The following is a 20713-nucleotide window of genomic DNA, read 5'->3' on the forward strand; positions in this document are numbered from 1 at the left end:
GCTATTCGCTAAAGATCGCCAGCAACTCTTTCGCCCATTCGTCCCAATCTTCGGCGGCGGCTTCGAAGTCAACTTCCATCCATCGCACCGGGTTTTTCGGCATCACGCGTGGAGTGAACTCGCTGTCGCGGCTGATCGGCAGTTGGCTGCTATCGCCCATCGCCAAACGGTCTTCGATCGAAGCACTGACGATGTAATCGGCGAACATTTCCGAGGCGACGGGGTGGGGGGCGTCCTTTAAAATCGCCAGCGTGTTGGGAATCCGCAATGTCCCCGGTTCATCGGCTTGCTGATCCGGAAATACAATCTCGACCTTGCGTAAGCGATCTTTTTCGACAATCGCGTCATCGGTATCGGTCAGGCCCCAAGCGACCTGGCCCGATGCGACGGCCTCGGCCACTTGTTTGTTGCCCGACAGCACGACGGCGTTGTCGCGAATCTGACTTAGAAATTCGATGGTTTCATCGTGACCGTCTTTCTCGCGAAGAACGGCGAAGTGAGTTGCCGTCGTTCCGAACAGCGGTCTTGCCATCGCACAGTTCTGTCTCCACTTCGGATCAGCTAATTCTCGAACGCTGGTGGGGTACTGCGACTTGTCCGTCAATTTTTCAGCGTTCACCAACAGGACACGCGCCCTGGCAGCGAAACCGCACCAAGTTCCATCGCTGGAAATCATGTCGCTCGGCCAGCCGCTGGCAACCTTCCATGTCCGAGGTTTCAGCAACCCGAGTTTCTGGAGCCGAACGGTGTGCATGATCTCGTTGTTCCAGAACACATCGCACACCGGCGTTTGTTGTTCGGCGATGATTTGGTTGACCAGTCCGACCGTCTTCGTCGATTCGACATCGAACTTGCCGACGACGCCGATTTCGTTGTCCGTGCTCCGTTCAAAGGCCGCGATAATCGGCCGAGCAAAAACTTCGTCGAGCGCACAATACAGAACCACGTCTGATTCGGACCGTGACACGCACCCCGAGAGACAACCGGCAGAAGAAAGCAGGGCCGCGGTGCGAATGAATCGCCGTCGGTCAACCTGTGGCCTACAATGGTGGGATGAATGGTGCATGCGTCTATCGAAAACTTGGTATTGATTCGGTGATGATCCGGCTGATTGTAACGGTCGCCGTTTTCGGTTGCTTGATGCGTGACCGTGCCGCGGCAGACTTCAAAACGTTTCGCGGCCGGCACATCACACTGCAAAGCGACACGGGAACGACCGAATCGTTGACCGATCTGGTCGAATCGTTTGATGCGTCGGTCAGTCAATGGGAACGCATGCTCGACCTTCCCGATGGCAAGCTAGATTCCTGGCACGTCCGAGCGTTTGTGATGGAGCAGCCCGATCGGTTTCGAGCCTCCGGTGACTTGCCACAGTCGTTGGACTTTCAATACGGCTATGCGATGCCGGGTGTGATCTGGGTGCGACTGCAACCGAGTCAATACTATACCCGTCACCTGCTGCTGCACGAAGGCGTCCATGCGCTCGCGATCGATCAATTCGGCGGGACGGGACCGAGCTGGTTCTCCGAAGGTGTCGCAGAACTACTGAGCGTCCACCGCGGTCAAGGCGACGAAATTCAAATCGGGACGATTCCGGCGGACAAGAATGAAGTCCCCTACTGGGGTCGCTTCAAACTTTTGTCCCAAGCTCGCGATGAAGCCAAGATCCCCAACTTGTCGTCTTTGCTACGTCTACCGAATCGTTTGGACGGTGATGTGGAATCATACGGCTGGTGCTGGCTGGCCGGATCATTGCTGACACATTACCCCGAGTATCGTCCGATCTGGTTAAAGGCGGCGCGTGACGGTCTAGATGTCTCGGAAAGTTTCACCGAATCGTTTCGCAAATCCGTGGCGTCGCAGTGGCCGATCTTACAAGCACGCTGGCGGATCCTTACCGAAACGGCGGACTACGGTTTTGACTGGTCGCGTGAACGAGTAGACCTCTCCATCAAAGATCCTTTGTTTCGTGATTCCGAATTGCGTTTGAACGTTGCCGCCGACAAAGGCTGGCAATCGACCGGCGTCCGCTTCGCTCCGGGAACCAAGCTATCGATTCAAGCGAGCGGCCGATGCAGCGTGAACCAGATTCCCAAACCATGGATCAGCGAACCGGCAGGCGTGACGATTCATTATGCCAACGGACGCCCGCTGGGCCAGTTACTTGTGTGCGTGCTTCCCAACTTGACGGGCGATGAACCGTTTCTCGATCCACTAAAAATCGTTGCCGTTGATCCAGAAACTGATTTGAAAATCGATCAGCACTGTTGGCTGCTATTCCGGATCAACGACCAGCTCGGTGACTTAGGCAACAACAACGACGGCTACTCGGTCATTCTCCGCGCCGCTCGCTAGAGTTCTGTCGTCCCCAATGCTTCACCCCATTTGATTCGGTGACTTTGGAGAAAAGTTTTTCGGCATTACCGATCGGTTTTTGTCGAGGGTTTCACGTATTGCAGGGCTTGCCAAGGGCTCGGGGTGCACCAGATTGGTCGTGACTCGGTGACCGTGATCTGACACGATCGCCGGACTGTCTCGTCTCTGCTCTTCGGTGGTGCCCTCGTTAAGGTTGGTGACTGACCATGATTTTTCGACAGTGTCTCACGACTCGTATCTCACGGCGTCCTGATATCAACTCAACACGACCTCGTCGTCGAGTTAGGTTCCAGTCTCTTGAACGCCGTCAGATGTTAGCCGGTGACCTTTGCGATGTCGAAGTCGTCCCAACGTCTTCGCAAACCACCCCAGCACCGACACTCCAAAGTGTCTTGTTGGGTGCAACCGAATATGCAGCTTCCGATGCTGCCGGGGGAACGCTTGCTAGCGCAGCAAATTTGGGCGTGATCGAGGGATCTGTTCAGCGCCAGGGGAGTCTAAGCTGGCTCGACCGACTGGACATCGTTCACTTTGAAATCACCGAAGACTCGCAGGTCAGCTTCGCTGTCGATCAACTCGGTGGCAACGCCGATCTGTATCTGATCAATCGCCAGGGCAACATCCTTGCTTCATCGACCAATCGCGGTTTCGGCGAAGAACTGATCCGCGGAAAGCTACGCAGTGGCGAGTACTACCTTGCCGTTTCCGCTCGAACGTTTTCTCCGATTTCGTACCGACTCTCGCTCGATGTCGAATCACTTGTCCCGATCAACGAATCACCGTCGAGCGATTCCCCCGCAACCGAGACGCCTGCGGAAACGACACCATCGCTTCTGCCGGAAGTCGACGATTTCGGTTCCAGTCTGGATTGGAACTTAAATGCCATTGGTGCGCCCGAAGCCTGGGCCGCCGGCTACACCGGCCAGGGCGTCACCGTGGCGGTCATCGACACCGGGGTTGACCTTGATCACCCCGACTTGCAACGCAGCATTTACGTCAACGCCGGCGAGATTCCCGGCAATGGGATCGACGACGACCAGAACGGCTACGTCGACGATGTCTCCGGCTATGACTTTGTCGACGGCGATGCGGACGCAAACGATGGCAACGGACACGGAACACATGTTGCCGGAACGATCGCCGCCGCCAATAACTCTGTTGGCGCCACCGGCGTTGCCCCCGAGGCAAACGTCCTTCCGATTCGCGTGCTGGACGATTCGGGACGCGGGTCAGACTCCGGCGTCGCCGCGGGCATCCGCTATGCCGCCGACATCGGCGCGCAAATCATCAATCTTAGTCTCGGCGGTGGGACCAGTTCCCGCATTGCCGCGGCGATTGAATACGCAACCTCGCTCGGTAGCTTGGTTGTTGCGGCGGCAGGTAACGAGTCATCTGCCGTCCCGAGCTACCCTGCCCAATACAGTCGCGAATCGACAAGCGTTCTCTCCGTCGGGGCATTTGATTCCTCCGGTCAGATCGCTTCGTTTAGCAACGGAGTTGACTCCAGCGGCGCCGTCCAAATTGATGCTCCCGGTGTCGGTATCTACAGCACCTACCTTGACGGCCGCTACGCAACGCTGAGTGGTACGAGCATGGCGACGCCCCATGTTGCCGGCGTCGCGGCGCTAATTCTATCTGCCGATCCTGATTTGACATCGAGTGAATTGCGTGAGCTACTGGCCAGCAGAACGATCGGCCAAGTGAACGGCAGTGATTCACTCGGCAAGCTCAGCACGCTCAGCGCAGTTGCGATGGCTGCGGCCGGAACGAGCGTCAACGCGTCGACCGATTCGCAGGTCCGTGCGTCGACGAGTTCGACCACGGTGCGCGCGACTTGGATGCCGCGATCAAGCAGCGACGCGAGGCTCGCTTCGTCAAACCGTTTGTTATCGCCAAGTGTCAATCGCGATGCGACAGGCGGGCGTCACTTCGGCGGCGAACCCGGCCAGCCGCTTTCGAGTTCGACGACGGTTTCGACAGAATTCACGCCGACCATGTTGCCAACGACACTGGTCGCAGAATCGAGCGTCGACGCGATCGATTGCCTGATGATGGACGAGAGCGGTCTCGGCGAAAGCGGTCAGCCTGATCGCGATGCACTCGACGCGTTCTTTGCGGGTTCCGACCGGCTCAGCATTTCTTAAGCGCTTCCAGCGGGACGTAATACTTCACGTACCGGTGCCCATCGCTAAACCGCTGGCCTTTGGGGTTGGGCACCAGTACGGTTGCCCGCCGCGTGATTCGATTGACGCGTCCGCGAAGGTTGTGCCCATCGTGGGCGAACGCGACGTTGTCTCCAACGCGAATGTTGAACTTGACCGCCGCCCGTTCTCGCTGCGTAATCAAGTTGTGTTGGTAATCGGTGTGCCCGAAGTAGCGACCGGCGATCGACTGGAAACGGGCTTCATTACAGTTGCCGTCATTCCAAATCAACATCTCGGTCAAATGTACGAATTCGTGCTCGGCGACCCGCTGCATCGCTTCCAAGCGATTGCGGCACAAGCACCCGGCGACTTCGATCGGCCGTGAAACATCTTCAAACGTTTGAAACAACAAGGTGCTCGAAAGCACCAGTTCAAACTTTCGTGGTCCGTCGACGCTACCGCTCGGATACTGCGTGACAAGTTTTCCGCCCACGCTGGTCATTCGCGACGAAAGTTGAAACGACAACCCTTCCGCTTCGGCAGCCTTGAGGACTTTGCCACCAAAAAACAAGTCATCGTACAAGCGGATCATCCGCGAGAGATCCCCGACGGAGACCTTGGTGAAGTTTGGTCCGTCCAACGAACGGCTGGTCATCAAGACCTGATCGTAAATCTGCCGCCGCATCCGATCACGCTCCGCGGTCGCGAACTTTCGCAAAGCCACTTCGCCGGCCAAGCTGCCCAAGTATTGCGGGTCGCGAGGACGTGTCGGATTGTCCACGGTCGCCGGGGGACGGCTGGCCGCAGCCTTTCTTGGGGCCGTGGTGACGTCGGTCCGAGCGGCTTGCGAGCCAGTGACCTTAGATGTTGGGCGCGGAGTTTCTCCGGCGCGACGTTTTCGAGCCATCTCAGTCCTTCTGCAGCACCGACGGGGTGAAGTCGTCTTCGGGCGAGAGGGCTTCGGCAAAGCGAGCGAGCAAATTCGCGACGTGGTCGATGTCGGTCAACGAGATCGCTTCGACGGCCGAATGCATGTAGCGGTTCGGGATCGCGACCAATCCCGTCGCCACGCCGGCACCATGAAGTTGCAACACGTTGGCGTCATTCGGAGTCGCCCGCCCGATCGCTGCCATCTGATAGGGGATGTCATGTTGTTCGGCTAAGTCAACCAAGCGTCGTGCGACCGCCGGATTGATGTTGGGTCCGCGAAAGATGACCGGGCCGCCGCCGAGCCGGATATTGCCCTGCTTGTTCTTATCGATCGTCGGACAATCCGAAGCGTGCGTCACATCGACGGCGATCGCGACATCGGGATTGATGCCGCCGGCCGCCGTCTTGGCACCGCGCAGTCCGATCTCTTCCTGGACCGTCGAAACGCTGTGCAGATGACAGCCCAAATCACCACCGGCGAACTCATTTGCGCGGCGCAACGCTTCGATCACCGTCCACATGCCGGTCTTGTTATCCATCCCGGGGCCACAGACGATCGAATTCATCAGCGGCCGCATCTGCAACTGCAGCGTCACGGGATCGCCAATTCGGACCGCGTCACGAGCCTGGGCTTCGCCGTCGGCACCGATGTCCAGCCACATCTCATCCAACCCGACGACCTTTTTACGTTCCTGGTCATTTAGCAAATGAATCGGCTTGCGACTAATCAGTGCCGCCACCGGACCGTCGTCGGTCCAAATCGTCATCGCTTGGCCGATCAGTTGCTGTGGATCCCAACCGCCGATCGTTTGGGCATACACAAACCCATTTTCATCGATGTGTGAAACCAACATCCCGATTTGGTCGCAGTGACCGGCATACATCAACCGCGGCCCTTCGGCGTTTCCGGCCTTGGCGATCAGATTGCCGTGGACATCGATCGAGACCTGATCGGCGTGTGGCGAGATGTATTCGTTGACCAACTGTTGAAGACGCTCTTCATAGCCGGATGGACTGGGGGTCTGGATAGCCTTCTCGAAAAACTGGCGTGCTTCGTGGTTCATTCCGCGGCAATTCAAACAGTGGAAACGGACAAGACGGTCGCCGGGACCGGATCGGTGGTTGGTGCAGAATACCGAACCACCGGTTCCCGAACCACTGCGGATCACTGCGGGGGTTCGTTCTACAGGCCGTGCTGACAAGTTTGTCAGCCGGACGCGAAAGGATCAGCCGAATGGCGTTAGCCACAGTTCTGGCAGAGCGTCAGAGGAAGGCCAGAGGCAGGGGGTGCCGGCTCGCAAACGAGAACGCGTCGGAATCGGACGACGACGGATTCCCCGTAGCGGCTTGCGAGTTCGATTCAAGTCGGAAAGATCCCTCAAGAACCGACAGAGGTGCTTGAAAACGTCGCCGTTGACGCCTCTGTCTAGGCCGATCGACCGACAAAACCGACTTTATGAAAAGTTTTTTTTTCTGTGGTTTCCTGGTTTTCGTCGTGTGATGTGATTTCGCAACCGCGTCAAAACTGTCGGAAACACGGGAGTTTAGCGATGTCCGGTTGATTCGTTCCGTCCGGGTTGGTCCGGTCAAGGACTGTCACAGTGGTCGTCATGCTTGTTCCCTTCCAAACGCCCTAAAGAATTGGGGTGGTTTTGCTCGACACTAAGTCTCGGATCAAGAAATTTTGACTGGGTTCTCTCACTCTTCATCACTTTCGGGTGCGGGGAGTAACGAGGACCGGTGGCAGTCGAATCGCGATCCAAACCCAGGGGGGATTCTGGGCCAGCAATCGAACTGACGCGGGCAATCGCTCGTGATATTTCGAGGGCGCGTGGCGACTATAGCCGAACGTTCCTGCCGAAGGAGCGATGTGACGACTCACCCATTGTCACACTCGTTCACTTCAACCGCCGGAACGTTGGGCGTTGGTCGCCTGACGCCACGTTTCTTCCCTACCCACCGGTCGAATCGTCGTTCGACCGTGACCGTTTGAAACCTAGCAAGTGATCCCGTTCGGCAAGCGTCACAGGATGTGAGCCGGGTGGCCAGACCCAGCTTTCGGTTGAAAACTTGAACCACATGTCAACGAAGTCAAATGAGTCTCGTCGCGTTCAGGACCGCGTCGAGAAACGGAACCTTCGCGGGCGGTTCGGGCAACCGATTGAACGAGGCCATGAGAACATTGGGTACCGACGCACCATTGTTCGAGGGAATAATCAACGAGGCGTTATGGAGAGCCTGATATGAAGGTCTTTACGACTGGACAGGTCGCCAAGATTTGCAAAGTCGCACCCCGAACCGTTTCCAAATGGTTCGATTCGGGGCGCTTGAAAGGCTACCGAATCCCAGGATCACAAGATCGACGTATTCCTCGCGAATACCTGATCAAGTTCCTCAAGGAACACGGTATGCCTTTGGGTGATCTGGAAGACGAAGCGATGGCCAAGTGCCTGATCGTCGCCCAGGATCAAGTTCTAATTGAAAACCTCAAGCGAGAATTGCCGCCAGAGAAAGCGTTCAAGGTTGCTGTCGCAGCCAGCGGTTTCGAAGCCGGCATTCAAGCCGAAAGTTTCACCCCCGATTGCATCATCGTGGACTTTTCGATCGGCAAAATCGAAGCCGTCCAAATCTGCCAAAACCTACGGAAGAACGCAGATTTCACCGATGTAATCTTGATTGCCCTGTTGCCCGACGACGGACAACCGATGAGCTTCGACCGAAGCAGCATCAACGAAACGTTCAAGAAACCGTTCGACGCCCACCTGTTGGCCGAACGACTACGAACACTTGTCGGCGCAAAGAAAGACTTGGTCTAAGAATTGAGATCGCGCCTAAACGCCTCTTGATTCGCCTGCCACCGACCGTAAAAAAAACGTCACGCATTTCCCGCAAATGTGTGACGTTTTTTTATTGCGCCGTCGGTCGGATCTGAGCGATCACGATCGCCCCCAAACCCCAACGCGATCGTGGCATCAAACCACTTTGACCCACAAGGCAACGCACGGATGGTCGACGTGTCTGCCAAACCCGTCACCGCCCGCAAAGCAACCGCACAGGCCTGCGTCAAACTGTCCGCCCACGCCGCCGATGTCGTTCGCAGCGGCAACGGAAAGAAAGGCGATGTCTTGACCGTCGCACGCTTGGCCGCGATCAACGCCACCAAGTACACCTCGCATTTGATCCCGCTTTGCCACACGATCCCGATCGAATCGGTTGACGTCGATTTCAGTTGGCAAGAAACTGCGTCGACGAACCAGACGCTGCGTTGTCGGGTGACGTGTACCACCACCGGGAAAACCGGAATCGAAATGGAAGCCCTGACCGGTGCGAGTGTCGCGGCGCTCACCGTTTACGACATGCTGAAAAGCGTCGAGCGCGAGATCGAAATCGGGCAGGTTCATCTGGTCGAAAAATCCGGTGGAGCCAGCGGAGCGTTTTCCCGGTAACCTTACGTCCGCAATGCCAGCGGTTTGAAATTCATCATGCGAGTGCTCGTCTTGACCAAATGTTCGGGTTCGGCTCATCAGACGATGGGCGTTCGCCCCAGTTATTGCACCGAAACAGTTTATTGCACCGAAACCGTGGCTAACGCCATGCGGCTAATCCTAATTTCAAAGGTCGGCGAAGCATTAGCTGCGAATTTTTGAATTCGTTGTTTAGTTGGGCGTCCGATAATACGCCAGCGTCCTTATCGACCCGCAATGGCACCTAGTCCGACACACTGAGCGACTCGCCACAACGTGAACGCTGCCCGTTGTGCGTTCCCCCGGATTGCGGTTGCTACCGCATAGAAGGTATGACGTTGCAGAACAATCCTTGCATTTACGCCGAGAGCTATGGACGCTTCCAACACGTTTGACAAACGGTCGCCCTCCCCCAGGGTCGAAAGAGGGGGTAGCGAACGGGAAACCTCGTCAGCTAGCAGGTCCCAAGGCGTCGGGCCATCGCACAACGGGCGGACATCCAATCAACCTGTCGCGAGTCTGCTGGGGCGTTTGTACGGCCCCATCGTCGAACCGCTCGAATCGGTGGAACGTTTGCTGCGCAAAGAACTGCAAAGCCCGTACGAAGACGTCGCCGCTTTGCTCCGTCATGGTGTGAATCTTGGCGGCAAACGACTCCGCCCCGCGATTCACTTGTTAATCGCCGACGCCCTCGGTGGCGCCGCCCACAATAACGTCGTCATCGCCACCGTTCTTGAGATGGTGCACACCGCAACGCTGGTCCACGACGACGTGCTCGACGATGCGTCGACCCGGCGGCACGTCGAAACGGTCAATGCGAAATGGAACAACCACACCAGCATCTTGCTGGGCGACTATTTGTTTGCCCAAAGTTTCCGCCTGTCGGCGACGCTGGACAACACTCGTACCTGCCAGTGGGTCGGCGAAGCGGCGCGGCTGGTGTGCGAAGGTGAGTTGCGTCAGGTCTTACACCGCGACTGGCTAGAACTCGACGAGCCGACGTACTTCGCGATGATCCGTGGCAAGACCGCCGAACTTTGTCGCGTCGCCTGCTCGCTGGCTGCCGCCGAAGCGGGCTGCGACGAGGCGACGATTGACGCCATCGCCGCTTACGGCGACAACCTTGGAATCGCGTTTCAAATCGCCGACGATTACCTTGATCTCTGGGGCGATGACGATTCGGTCGGCAAGACGCTCGGCACCGATTTGCAACAAGGCAAGTTGACCCTACCGATCATTCGGTTGCTCGAGACGGCGAAGGACAAGGCAACGATCATCGAGATCCTCAGCGGCAACCCGGACGAGCGACTCGATCGCATCCGGCCGTACCTCGACCGATCAGACGCGCGCCGCTACACCGCCGACACCGCGGCCCAATTCCGCGATCGCGCGCTCGCGGGCCTTGGCAATCTCCCGGAATGCGACTCACGTCGCTGCCTCACCGAAATCGCCTACTTCTCGATCGACCGCACCTTCTGAAAAAAGGTGTCAGGACTGAATGGCACTGCCGCTTTACAGCGTAGGGTTGCGACGGTTTTGGTGATGACCGCCCAATCGGGTTTCCTACGCAGCATTGGCAAGTTGCCGGTCGTATTCTGATCTGGGTTTTGACATCAGTTTCAATACCTTCGGTCGCCTTTTATTGACACGTGGTTCAACGAGATCGGGACGGTGCCCAATGACTTCATCCAATGGCTGACTTTGACCGAGCTCGACCAAGGCTTCATTTGTTCCACGTGCACCACACAGCAGCCAGTTCGTTGCCAACAGTGTCATGCAGCGGGTAAAGCTCATTGAACGCACGTCTCGGTTGGAAGCCGCACCAGACTGCAGCATCTTCATGCGAATTAAATTGTAGGCTAGTAAGCATGACCAGAGCTCACGGCGAACCATCTCGGGCGTCTTGGCGCGAAGGTGTTCCATCTCAAGCGAACATTTGATGGACTCAATGTCCAGCTCCACAATCCATCGGCTCCGGTAGAGTGAAGCGATCCACTCGGCCGGACAACTTTTGTGATCGAGCATTGTTGTCGCCACGGTGAAGCCTTCGGTGCGGAAGCCAGGACGATTCACTTTAACGTCCACCAATCGCACTTCCAGTTGATCCGGTATTGAATCATAGTCTTCCTCGCTCATCCATGACGGGCGAGTCGGACGAAGCCAAGTCGTTGTTCGTTGATGCTTACTTATCTTCTTTGCTGCGACCGGGCAGTCTTCTCGCTTGTGGTGATTCTTCATGGCCACTTCGATTCCGTTGATCTGGCAATAGGCGAGCAGCCAATAGGAGCAATAGAAACTGTCTGCGACGATGATGTCGCCACGGTGGAGATTGGGGAAAAGCTGTCTTAGCAACGCAGTTTCGCCCGACTGCTTGCCGGCATAGGGGCCTATCGCCAAGTCGATCAAGAGTCCGGTCGCCATACTAATGAGCGAAACGCAGCGAAGCATCGGAAATCCAAGTCCCTCTTTCTGCGAGGGATTTTGTGGGTACTCTTGTTGGTTGGCAGGTGTATCCGCAGCGTCGACAGTAAACCCATCAACCAAGATCACGCGACCAGCAATTGACTTCTTCCGCACCCGCCCGACAACATCAGGGGTCAACGTCTCTTCGGCCATGTCTTCATCAATCGCATCAACTAGATCCTCGGAGCACTCGCATCGCTGAGCAATCGTTTGAGTCAGCCAAGCGATCGATCCGACCGGCAGCTTGTGTCGAGCACGTGAGTAGGCTCCGGTGCTGGTGTCGCCAACGACTCGCCCTTGGCACGCCCACCAAGAAGCGATACGTGTTACCGCAGCGGTGAGGCTGCGTTGTGTCTTGGTAAAGAGTGCCTGTGAAACCAAAGCCCAGAGAACAAGGGCGGGTGTGTAGACGGCGTCGTCATCGGCTCCAAAGTCGACATCGAATCTATCGAAGGCCTCTTCGAACAATTCGCCTTGAATGACATCACTGAGCGGCAATGTATCACATTGCATCATGGAGTCACGAAACACCTGTACTGACGCAGCACCACGCGGGCGTTTTGAGTAAAACGACATGGACCATCCCTGACCAAAGTCATCACACCCAACCCAGGGACGGCCACGTCGAGCAGGATTTTACGAAGGCAGGACGCCACGTCGAAACGCCAACTTCAAACTGCGAGACAAAAACAGCAAAAATTCAATCCGCACATCAGTGCGATCCTGAACGCTGCGCCAAAGTTAGCCATGGGTAGCCGAAAACAGCGGCAGGGCCAACCGTGTCAGGTCTCTTTTCGATGTTGAGAGCAGGCGTATGACGCGAAAGACTATTTTGCTGGTGTGACCGATCGTGGGGTGCCGGCGGCGTGTTCCCGCTGCAGCGAGGTAACACGGTGTGACCTTCCCTCCAGACGGTAACGCTTTCCGTCCGGGCCAGAGAGTCGCTGCAAATTAGAACGCCGCACCATTTGCAGGCCACACGAAGGTGTTGTTTCTTTCGCAGAGCCCAACTGCTTGTCGTAGGCAATGCCCCACAACCGCACCCGACGAACCAACGACGCCGTGACCGGTTCTTGAACGCTTTCCGCCCGCGCGGCGACGATCGAGGTGTCTTCGCATAGCCGCAATAGATGAATCACATCGGCGAAATTGACCTGGGCATCCCGCTCTTGAATCAGCACCACGTCGCCCGATGCCCGCTCCAAACCGGTTTGCCCGGCAGCTTCCAGACCTCGCGGTCGATCGTGACGCAAAAATCGAATCACGTCGGACTGATCGGCCAACTGCTGACAAATCTCGGCGCTTCCGTCGCGACTTCCGTCGTCAACGATGATGATTTCCGACGGGCTGATCTCGACAAACGAGTCAACTAAACGCGGAAGGCTGGCGACCAACGCGTCGATCCGCGCCGCGATCTCGGCCTCGCAATTGCGAATCGGCAGTACGATCGAGATCCTGACTGGCATTCCGTTGGATATCCGTGGAACGAGACTTCTTGCCGCGACTAAACTACTTATCGACGTCGCCGACGAAGCAAATTCAGTAACCGCGTCGCTCGCGTCTGAAAGAACTTCTTCATTCTCGCGGGTCGTTCCGCCGAAAACGAATCTTCCTATAATCCGGAGGCCGAGCCCCCGGAAGTCGCGACGAACTTCAGGAAGCACCACGAAGCTGCTCGAGCGAAAACGAATGGGGCATCTCCCATGATCGTTACACCTTGACACATCAATGACTTGACGGAGCCAGACGCTTTGAATTCCAACATCGTGGCCGACTTTTCAAGAGGCGTCGACGGACTGCTGCCAGCGATCGCGCAAGACGAGGCAAATGGCGAAGTCTTGATGATGGCATGGATGAACGAAGAAGCGTTGCAAGCGACTCTGGACGAAGGCTACGCCGTCTACTACAGCCGCAGCCGAAAATCACTGTGGCGAAAAGGCGATACGAGCGGCCACCGACAAAAAGTCTCGCAAGTTCGCGTCGACTGCGATCAGGATTGCATTCTCCTAAAGGTCAACCAGATCGGCGCTGCCTGCCACGAGGGCTACCGAACCTGTTTTTTCCGCAAAGTCGATGACGACAAGCAAACACTGACGATCGTTGAAGAACGCCTCGTCGATCCGAACGACGTCTACGGAAAGTAGTGCACAACGTTGCTGTATTCGGTGTTGCTGTATTCGGTCAGCTACGAACCACACGGATCGCATCGGCGAGTGGGTGTTGGTTATGTTTATTGCGACAAAACCGTGGCTAACGCCATGCGGCTGATCGCAGACATACACACAACCGTGGCTAACGCCATGCGGCTGATTATGAAGTAAAGACGAAGGTCGGATACGCCGCACCGCGAATGCGCCGGCGAGTTCCGCTTCATCGCCCCCACGAATCGGCAAAGCGTTCAAAAATCGTTACTTATTGGAAGCACCGGACGACGCCTTCGTCATCGGCGACGAACAGCTGCTTGCCCGCGATTGCGACACCGGAAACGAAACTGCCACGAATTTCGTAAACCCACTTTTCGGAACCATCGTCAACCGACAGGCGAACCAAGCGTCCATCCGAAGCCGGGACCCAAACGTCATCGCCGGCGATCACCGGCGACGCATCGGCGCGACGACGCAAGGTGTAACGCCACAATCGCTTGCCGGTTTTCAGATCCAGTGCATCGATGTTCTTGCGTTGGCTGGACACGATGGCCACTTTGTCATTAATCGCGGCGCTACTGCGGTACTCCTGACCTTGATCGAAATCTTCGTATCGCCAAAGCATTTTTTTCTGCTTCCAGTCGAATCCAAAGACAACGCCATCCATGATCGGAACAATCGCAAATGCGTCGCGAACGGCCGGAGTGCTGCCGGTCGGACCATCGATTGGCCATTGGTCCCCGGCGGCTTGCCCCGTTTTCAAGTCAACGCCGTGTAGCTTCGCATCACACCCGCCCAACAGCGTCATTTCACCGGCAATGGTGGGTGAACAGCGAATCTGGTCGTCGGCTTGATAAGTCCACACAGGCTTACCGGTTTCCAAGTCATAGCAGTACAATTTCCCATCTTGGCTGGCGACCAGGACCTGGTTGCCAAACACCGTCGCCGAGCCACTGATCTCGCCATCGGTCGATTGTTTCCATAGCTGCTTGCCGTCATCGAGGGCGAGTGCGTAAACACTGCCATCGATATCACCGGCGATCACTTTGTCACCGGCGATGATCGGAGAGGCGAGAAAGCCGGTATCGAAATCGTGCCGCCAAACTTGCTTGCCATCCGAGCGTGACAAGGCATACAGGGTGCCCATCACGTCCCCGACGACGACGCGATCGCCGCTGACAACGGGAGTCACCTCGATGGCCTCATCTGCCTTGAACTCCCACACGACAGTGAGCGAATCCGGTAGCTCTGTCGCGACCGATCCGGATGACTGGACATCACCGCGTGGAAACGGCCAGTCCTGAGCGACTAACGATTCAGGACCGGCCAGCCCGATGCCGACCCAAACCAGAGTTACCAGGGAAATGGCAAAGCGGCAAATCTGGTGAACCCTTGCGGTCAAACCATAGTCGGTCATCGTGAACTCCGATCTGTTTTGGTGGAAATATCGCCCCCCCCTGCTCGTCGCAGAATCAGCGATTTATTATACGTCGACAGGTCACCCAGAGAGACTTGGCATCGCCCTCGCCGCATAAATCCGTCTGCACAGAGTCTCCTTCGTGGAAGCGGCTCCTTCGTGGTAGCGGCCACGATGCCATGTTCGCCCGCCCGGGTGGTTATCGACCTAGACTACGACATTGACCGGAGTTTGACGCAGCATTCGGATAAATGCCCGCCAACGATCCGGCCTTTTTATTATCGCGACAACTTTCGAATTGAATACATATGATTTGCGTAAGCCTCGGCCGTAGCCGCCATGCTCGGATGATTGGCGAACACCAACAGTTGGTCGAGCAAGGGGCCGAGTTGGTCGAATTGCGTGTCGACTACATCGGCCGTGCCGTCAATCTGGGTCGACTGATGGACAATCGGCCCGGTCCAATTGTCATCACCGCCCGCCGCAGGGTCGACGGTGGTCGCTGGACGAAAAGCGAACAAGAACGCTTGATGCTGTTGCGATCTGCAATCGTTGCCGGCGCCGAATACGTCGATATCGAGACCGATATCGCGTCTCAGATCCCGCGTTACGGGACGACCAAACGAATCATCAGCTACCACGATTTCGAAGGCACCCCGGAAAATCTCGAAGACCTGCACGCGGCGATGGCTGAGGAGGACGCGGACATTGTCAAAATCGCGACCATGGCCAACACGTTTCGTGACAACGTCCGGATGCTGAACCTCGTTAAGAACGCCAAGGTCCCGACGATCGGGATTTGCATGGGCGAAATCGGCATGCTGACCCGGATTCTCGCCAGCCGTTTTGGATCGCCCTTCACCTACGCCACCTACAGCGTGGACAAGAAGATGGCCCCAGGGCAGCTCAATTGGAAGGACATGACACGTTTGTACGACGTCAAAACCATCGACCAGGAAACAGAACTCTTTGGCGTGATCGCCGACCCGGTCGGACATAGCTACAGCCCGCTGATTCACAACAGCGCCTTCTTCGATCAAAAACTCAATGCGCGTTACCTTCCGTTGCGGGTCCCGCACGATGACTTGCACAACTTCATGGATTCGATCGATGCGATCGGCCTGAAAGGCATTAGCATCACAATCCCCCACAAAGAACGCTCCCTCGATTACTGCACACAGGCCGAAGCGAGTGCGAACGGGATCGGCGCGATCAACACGATGGTGTTCCACGACGGGGAACGCCTGGGATACAACACGGACTACCGCGCCGCGATGGACTGCATCATCGAAATGCTCGAACGCAAAGACGCGCCCAAGGAAAATGCGCTGCAAGGAGTGACCGCGATGGTCCTAGGTGCCGGCGGAGTTTCGCGAGCGATTTGCTGGGGACTGAAGCAACGCCAAGCCGACGTCGTCGTCACCTCGCGCACCGAAGAACGCGCCCAGCACTTGGCTTCAGAAATCGGCTGCCGTGTCGTGCCCTGGGAAGATCGCCACAACCAAAAAGTCCAATTGCTAGTCAACGGGACGCCCGTCGGGATGCACCCCAACGTTGACACATCGCCGTTTAATGCGTCGGCGCTTAACCAGTACATGGTGGTCTTCGACACCGTCTACAATCCCGAGAACACGCTGCTAATCAAGTACGCCAAGACAGCCCAGTGCCGCGTGATCACAGGTGTTGACATGTTCGTCCGTCAAGCGGCCTACCAATACAAGCTTTTTACCGGCAAAGACGCCCCAGCACGCCTGATGCGAAAAACGATCAAACAAGCGACCAACCCAGTTCAAATTCACTAACGTTGCCCAAGTTGCATCGCCAAAAATCGCAACAACGAACGCCCCGAACTCCCGTTTTCTGCCAGGGATCTACGATTGACCGACCGCATTGACGAATTGGAATTTCGCCAGGCATTGCCCGATGATGTTCCCGCGATCCACGCCTTACTGCGGCCTTTTGTGATGCAGCATCTGCTTCTCTCACGCACCAAGGCAGAGATTGTCGAGCTTTCACGACACGGTTTTGTTGCGATGATGCCACCGGCGGACTTCAACGAAAACTCACCACCGGAACGCTGCTATGGCTTTTGCGCGGTCGAAGTCTACAGCCCCAAGCTTGCCGAACTGCAATGCCTAGCCGTCCACCCGGACTACCAGAATGCCGGCGTGGGGAAAAAGCTGGTGCAGATGTGCGTCCAGCGAGCGCGTGATTTGGGGATCATGGAAGTCATGGCGATTAGCTCGTCCGAACGCTTTTTGCAAAGCTGCGGATTTGATTACTCACTTCCCGACCAGAAGCGCGCGCTGTTCCATCAGCTCCGCCCCCGCCCCTACGAAGATCGCGAGTAAAACGCCCGCTGCGTTTGCCTCGATTCAGACTTGAAGCTCGGGACCGAAGAAGCCGCAGAGGCATTGCCCCCGGCGGCTAAGCAGTTGAACACGAATGATTCGGCTTAGGTCATTACACTCTTCCCGCGGGGAGAGTCGGGCCTTCAAGCCCGGAGAGGCCACCCTCCCCGGCCGTTTGCTTTCCCAACACCCCCGCGAGCGGGCGGGTGTTATCCAGATGTTTACACCCAACGACTCGTGTTTACCTGCTTAATTGCGGGACGCAATTCACTTGACCAACTTGTCGATCGCTTCATCAAGCTCGTTGGCGCCGATGTTGTTACTGACCACCGCACCGGTTTTGTCGATCAGCATCATCGTCGGCAAAGTCTGAACGCCGAACGCTTTCGACAACCGGCTGTACTCCAGGCCCCCCTCTTCGAACAATTGCACCCAAGGCAATCGGTTTTCGTTCAGGAACGCGATCGCTTCGCTACGTTGTGCGTCGACGTTGATCCCCACCAATGTCAATCCGGCTTGGCGATATCTCGCTTGCAAGCGGCTAAGCAACTTCATGTCCTGCTTGCAGGGACCACACCAGGTGGCCCAGTAGTGGATCACGACCGGGCGACCGCGAAGGGAAGAGAGCTTGAAGGGCTTGCCTTCGATTGTACTGCCGGTCAATTCAATCTTTCGACCGACCGATTCCAAGCGATTGACCGCACCGGCGGCTTTCTCGGCTTCATCGGTACCTTCATAGTTATCGCGCACTTTTTTGTAATAAGCCACGGCAGCGTCTTTGTCGCTGTCAAACTCCTTACCGAGTGCAAGCTGCAACAGTGCTTTCGCCGCTTCGACGCTGCGTGGATGATCATCGACAAATGTCGCAAGCGACTCGTGGTACCATTCTTGAACTTTGGGCTGGTCCTCGTCTTTGGCATCTCGCTGCCGGACGATCCATTCGGTCTGCAAGGCTTCATAATCGGCGTAAGCAGCCAGCGCAGGACTCTGCCGCGCGAATTGATTACCGATCGCGCCGAGCTGCTTCATTCCGGCGGGGTACTGGCCGCTTTGAACAGCCACACGCAGCGTATCGACCAATTGACGCGCCCATGATTCTTTGTCTTCCGGCGTGACCGATTGAGCGATTAGGCGTTCGACCAGTTGAGCCCGTGCGGCATGCAATTTGGCGGCTTCGCCACCTTCGGCGGATGCAAGTTTCTGGTCAATGGACTCCAAACTTCCGACGAGCGCCTGCATTTCCTCGCTTCCCAAACCACCGGCCATCGCACTACTATCGGCCGAGGGCGAGAAGAAAAGAGGGCTACTCTGAGCGAGTGCCCCGTCGCCCGATCCGACGGCAGGCAACGCCACCATGCGCCAAAGATCGCCCACCTTCACGAGCGTCCCGACCATCAGCTGACCGCTGCTGCCGTCACTTTCAAACATGGCAACAACGTTCTCGTAGACCAACACATCCTCGGTCGAACCACCCGTTCCGGCCGGGACCAAACCCGGCGCGGGGGCGGCAAATTGCAACCAAGTCGCCGAGCCTGAAAGCACCTTCTGATCCTTCGCGATCGAGGTAAATTCGCGCGTTGCCATGCGAACCTTCGCCTCAATTTGCTCCTTCTTTTCGGTGCCTAACCCCAAAGAATCGAGCTCTTCGGACGTCACCAGCAACGCATTGAAGCGGGGCGAGTCTTGGTCACGAAGCGCCGCGACAACCTCGGCAGTTACCTCCTCGGCGGAGATCCGTTTCCAACGGTCAATCTTACCGTCTTCGTCTTCATCGAGCCCCCAACGCGTCCCCGCATTGCCCAGCCAGCGGTACTGGTCAGCTTTCCGATTCCCATCGCTATCGATGTCACGATAAGACTCGATACCGAAATTAAAGTATGACCACAGATCGATACTTTGGTCACCATTAGTATCGACAAAACGGCGGAGAAGTGTCCCTTCGGGCCCGACGACCTCCCAGCCGGATTGACCGGGTTCGTCGATCGTCACGACCTGACACCGATCGAAACTGGCCTCGTCGACGGTCTCATAGACCGCGTCTTTCTGGATCGGTTTGAGCGACAAAGCTTTGGCGACCGATGGCCCGGCGGCCGAAGCTGCACCCGCCCACCCATTGACCGCCAGCGCCGCGATCAACGCCCGCTTGGTCAAGAAATTCCGCAGCCCGCTACCGGCCTCCGGTTTGCGAGGCACAAACATTTCACATGAAGTAAGCACCAGTTTCCCTAGCTGAACGCGATCCGTCATTTTCAAAAGTGTCCGGTTGAAGGGCTTCCTCGATTACACTCGCAAACTTGTCGACGAACCGCACCGTCCCGCTCGATGATTTCCGGCCAAGGATGACCGATCGGTCGAGAAACACGAATTTGCAGAGCCCGCCGAAACGCCCGCGCGATAAATCGATCATGATAAAACTCGCCGCACCGCAGCCCCTAAGCGGGTGAACACGGTACGCTGCGAGAATGCGACCAAAGTATTTTGCCCGAACCTGGGCTTTTGTTGGAATGTCGATTTAAGTGATTCGAGAAAGTTGCCGAAGATTAGTGCTCCAGCGGCAAATCAAAGTCCGGTCGCCCACTAAAACGCATCATTCGCGAGCGACTTCCGGACCCTTTGCCGACACGCAGCGACGATGTTGATTGCCGAACCAAATGCGGCACGAAGCAAATTTTCGTCCAACATTGGCGAAGTTGGCTTTGACAGACCACGGCGTTTGCGTACACTTCTCCCTCGCTTCGCAGCACATGTGTTTGCGAGGGCCGACCGCGATTAACTTCCCGAACGGAAACGTTCCGGCAAATCAATCACGGCCCCGGGCGTGTAGCTCAGTTGGTTAGAGCGCATCCCTGATAAGGATGAGGTCCCAGATTCGAGTTCTGGCACGCCCACTTGAAGCAAGAAGAAATTGACAACGGGACTTGATTTCCGGAGACCAACTCTTCAAACTTCGAAACTTCCGAAAGGGGGTATAGCTCAGTTGGGAGAGCGCCTGCTTTGCACGCAGGAGGTCGTCGGTTCAAGTCCGTCTACCTCCACTATCGGAAGGCCGCCAAGGCGGCAATCGTTTTTTCGAAACCAGGGGTTTCCAAGAAACAAACGAGGGACTAAGTTCCTCGCCCCGCTGGCAACCAGCCAGCAACAAAGCCTTCGGCGAGCCGAAAGCGGTGACAAAAACTAATGTCGCAGCAATCGACATGCCGAAGCAGAAGACCGAAGCAAAAAACTTTGCCGAAATCTTCTCAGATGGAGTTGACCTCAACAAGGAAGTCTCTATCCTTCCCGCCCCAGACCTGGGAAAACGCGGGAGCCTGTCCTTCACCGGACGAAACCGAGAGCTTCAAAAAACAATTTTGAAATTCTCGCGAAGACAGGTTGACGGCGACACTCGCCGCCCCTATCTTCCCCGCCTCACTGATCGGCAACC

The 20713-nt window shown here is 56.6% G+C and carries 16 protein-coding genes and 2 tRNA genes; 11 read left to right on the forward strand and 7 right to left on the reverse strand.

Annotated elements, in window-relative coordinates; translation table 11 throughout:
* Position 1: 1 nt before the first annotated feature.
* Positions 2-946 (reverse strand): extracellular solute-binding protein, encoded by a 945-nt coding sequence (locus FYC48_RS08430; RefSeq protein WP_235034147.1) that lies wholly within the window; start codon positions 944-946, stop codon positions 2-4.
* Between the two features lie 107 nt (positions 947-1053).
* Here FYC48_RS08430 and FYC48_RS08435 point away from each other — a divergent pair, with 107 nt between their 5' ends.
* Positions 1054-2355 (forward strand): hypothetical protein, encoded by a 1302-nt coding sequence (locus tag FYC48_RS08435; RefSeq protein WP_149496272.1) that lies wholly within the window; start codon positions 1054-1056, stop codon positions 2353-2355.
* Positions 2356-2687: 332 nt separating this feature from the next.
* Complete coding sequence (locus tag FYC48_RS08440) at positions 2688-4520, forward strand: S8 family peptidase (protein WP_160149399.1); 1833 nt, start codon at positions 2688-2690, stop codon at positions 4518-4520.
* On the opposite strand, the gene FYC48_RS08445 is transcribed toward FYC48_RS08440, so the two are convergent.
* Positions 4507-5427 (reverse strand): hypothetical protein, encoded by a 921-nt coding sequence (locus FYC48_RS08445; protein ID WP_200836567.1) that lies wholly within the window; start codon positions 5425-5427, stop codon positions 4507-4509. The genes FYC48_RS08440 and FYC48_RS08445 overlap by 14 nt on opposite strands.
* A 1-nt stretch (position 5428) precedes the next feature.
* Positions 5429-6514, reverse strand: a complete 1086-nt coding sequence (locus FYC48_RS08450; protein WP_149496274.1) for a M42 family metallopeptidase — start codon at positions 6512-6514, stop codon at positions 5429-5431.
* Between the two features lie 1179 nt (positions 6515-7693).
* Between FYC48_RS08450 and FYC48_RS08455 the strand changes: the two genes are divergently transcribed.
* The 3 genes from FYC48_RS08455 (at position 7694) to FYC48_RS08465 (ending at position 10393) form a co-directional block, all read left to right on the forward strand.
* Positions 7694-8266, forward strand: a complete 573-nt coding sequence (locus FYC48_RS08455) for a response regulator (RefSeq protein WP_149496275.1) — start codon at positions 7694-7696, stop codon at positions 8264-8266.
* Positions 8267-8416: 150 nt separating this feature from the next.
* Positions 8417-8896 carry a cyclic pyranopterin monophosphate synthase MoaC gene (gene moaC, locus FYC48_RS08460; protein WP_261345062.1) on the forward strand — a complete coding sequence of 160 codons (480 nt, stop codon included), beginning with the start codon at positions 8417-8419 and terminating at the stop codon, positions 8894-8896.
* 390 nt (positions 8897-9286) lie between these two features.
* A complete protein-coding gene (locus FYC48_RS08465) occupies positions 9287-10393 on the forward strand; it encodes a polyprenyl synthetase family protein (RefSeq protein WP_149496276.1) in 1107 nt (368 codons plus the stop codon).
* An 84-nt stretch (positions 10394-10477) separates the two neighbouring features.
* Here FYC48_RS08465 and FYC48_RS08470 read toward each other — a convergent pair whose 3' ends face one another.
* Together FYC48_RS08470 and FYC48_RS08475 are read right to left on the reverse strand one after the other, a co-directional pair.
* Complete coding sequence (locus FYC48_RS08470; RefSeq protein WP_149496277.1) at positions 10478-11953, reverse strand: IS4 family transposase; 1476 nt, start codon at positions 11951-11953, stop codon at positions 10478-10480.
* A 251-nt stretch (positions 11954-12204) separates the two neighbouring features.
* A complete protein-coding gene (locus FYC48_RS08475; protein ID WP_149496278.1) occupies positions 12205-12843 on the reverse strand; it encodes a glycosyltransferase family 2 protein in 639 nt (212 codons plus the stop codon).
* A gap of 285 nt (positions 12844-13128) precedes the next feature.
* Here FYC48_RS08475 and hisI point away from each other — a divergent pair, with 285 nt between their 5' ends.
* The gene (hisI, locus tag FYC48_RS08480) at positions 13129-13521 is read left to right on the forward strand and encodes a phosphoribosyl-AMP cyclohydrolase (protein ID WP_200836568.1); all 393 of its coding nucleotides are present in this window, start codon (positions 13129-13131) and stop codon (positions 13519-13521) included.
* Between the two features lie 268 nt (positions 13522-13789).
* On the opposite strand, the gene FYC48_RS08485 is transcribed toward hisI, so the two are convergent.
* The gene (locus FYC48_RS08485; RefSeq protein ID WP_149496280.1) at positions 13790-14938 is read right to left on the reverse strand and encodes an outer membrane protein assembly factor BamB family protein; all 1149 of its coding nucleotides are present in this window, start codon (positions 14936-14938) and stop codon (positions 13790-13792) included.
* Positions 14939-15246: 308 nt separating this feature from the next.
* Between FYC48_RS08485 and aroE the strand changes: the two genes are divergently transcribed.
* Positions 15247-16740, forward strand: a complete 1494-nt coding sequence (aroE, locus tag FYC48_RS08490) for a shikimate dehydrogenase (RefSeq protein WP_149496281.1) — start codon at positions 15247-15249, stop codon at positions 16738-16740.
* 75 nt (positions 16741-16815) lie between these two features.
* Positions 16816-17289, forward strand: a complete 474-nt coding sequence (locus FYC48_RS08495; RefSeq protein ID WP_230773390.1) for a GNAT family N-acetyltransferase — start codon at positions 16816-16818, stop codon at positions 17287-17289.
* Between the two features lie 267 nt (positions 17290-17556).
* Here FYC48_RS08495 and FYC48_RS08500 read toward each other — a convergent pair whose 3' ends face one another.
* On the reverse strand, positions 17557-19536 hold the full coding sequence (locus FYC48_RS08500) for a TlpA family protein disulfide reductase (RefSeq protein WP_149496282.1): 1980 nt from the start codon (positions 19534-19536) through the stop codon (positions 17557-17559).
* Positions 19537-20103: 567 nt separating this feature from the next.
* On the opposite strand from FYC48_RS08500, the gene FYC48_RS08505 reads away from it, so the two are divergent.
* The 3 genes from FYC48_RS08505 to FYC48_RS28340 form a co-directional block, all read left to right on the forward strand.
* A tRNA-Ile gene (locus tag FYC48_RS08505) sits at positions 20104-20177 on the forward strand.
* Between the two features lie 74 nt (positions 20178-20251).
* A tRNA-Ala gene (locus tag FYC48_RS08510) sits at positions 20252-20324 on the forward strand.
* 129 nt (positions 20325-20453) lie between these two features.
* On the forward strand, positions 20454-20713 hold a 260-nt coding region (locus FYC48_RS28340), incomplete at its 3' end, for a hypothetical protein (protein WP_235034148.1).

This window comes from Roseiconus lacunae (assembly GCF_008312935.1).
Taxonomy (GTDB): domain Bacteria; phylum Planctomycetota; class Planctomycetia; order Pirellulales; family Pirellulaceae; genus Stieleria; species Stieleria lacunae.

Bases quoted from the DNA above. Each gene is read 5' to 3' on its own strand.
- FYC48_RS08435 (WP_149496272.1), top strand. From the start codon at position 1,054: ATGAATGGTGCATGCGTCTATCGAAAACTTGGTATTGATTCGGTGATG.
- FYC48_RS08465 (WP_149496276.1), top strand. From the start codon at position 9,287: ATGGACGCTTCCAACACGTTTGACAAACGGTCGCCCTCCCCCAGGGTC.
- FYC48_RS08445 (WP_200836567.1), bottom strand. From the start codon at position 5,427: ATGGCTCGAAAACGTCGCGCCGGAGAAACTCCGCGCCCAACATCTAAG.
- aroE (WP_149496281.1), top strand. From the start codon at position 15,247: ATGATTTGCGTAAGCCTCGGCCGTAGCCGCCATGCTCGGATGATTGGC.
- FYC48_RS08475 (WP_149496278.1), bottom strand. From the start codon at position 12,843: ATGCCAGTCAGGATCTCGATCGTACTGCCGATTCGCAATTGCGAGGCC.
- FYC48_RS08455 (WP_149496275.1), top strand. From the start codon at position 7,694: ATGAAGGTCTTTACGACTGGACAGGTCGCCAAGATTTGCAAAGTCGCA.
- FYC48_RS08440 (WP_160149399.1), top strand. From the start codon at position 2,688: ATGTTAGCCGGTGACCTTTGCGATGTCGAAGTCGTCCCAACGTCTTCG.
- FYC48_RS08485 (WP_149496280.1), bottom strand. From the start codon at position 14,938: ATGACCGACTATGGTTTGACCGCAAGGGTTCACCAGATTTGCCGCTTT.
- FYC48_RS08500 (WP_149496282.1), bottom strand. From the start codon at position 19,536: ATGACGGATCGCGTTCAGCTAGGGAAACTGGTGCTTACTTCATGTGAA.
- FYC48_RS08450 (WP_149496274.1), bottom strand. From the start codon at position 6,514: ATGAACCACGAAGCACGCCAGTTTTTCGAGAAGGCTATCCAGACCCCC.
- FYC48_RS08470 (WP_149496277.1), bottom strand. From the start codon at position 11,953: ATGTCGTTTTACTCAAAACGCCCGCGTGGTGCTGCGTCAGTACAGGTG.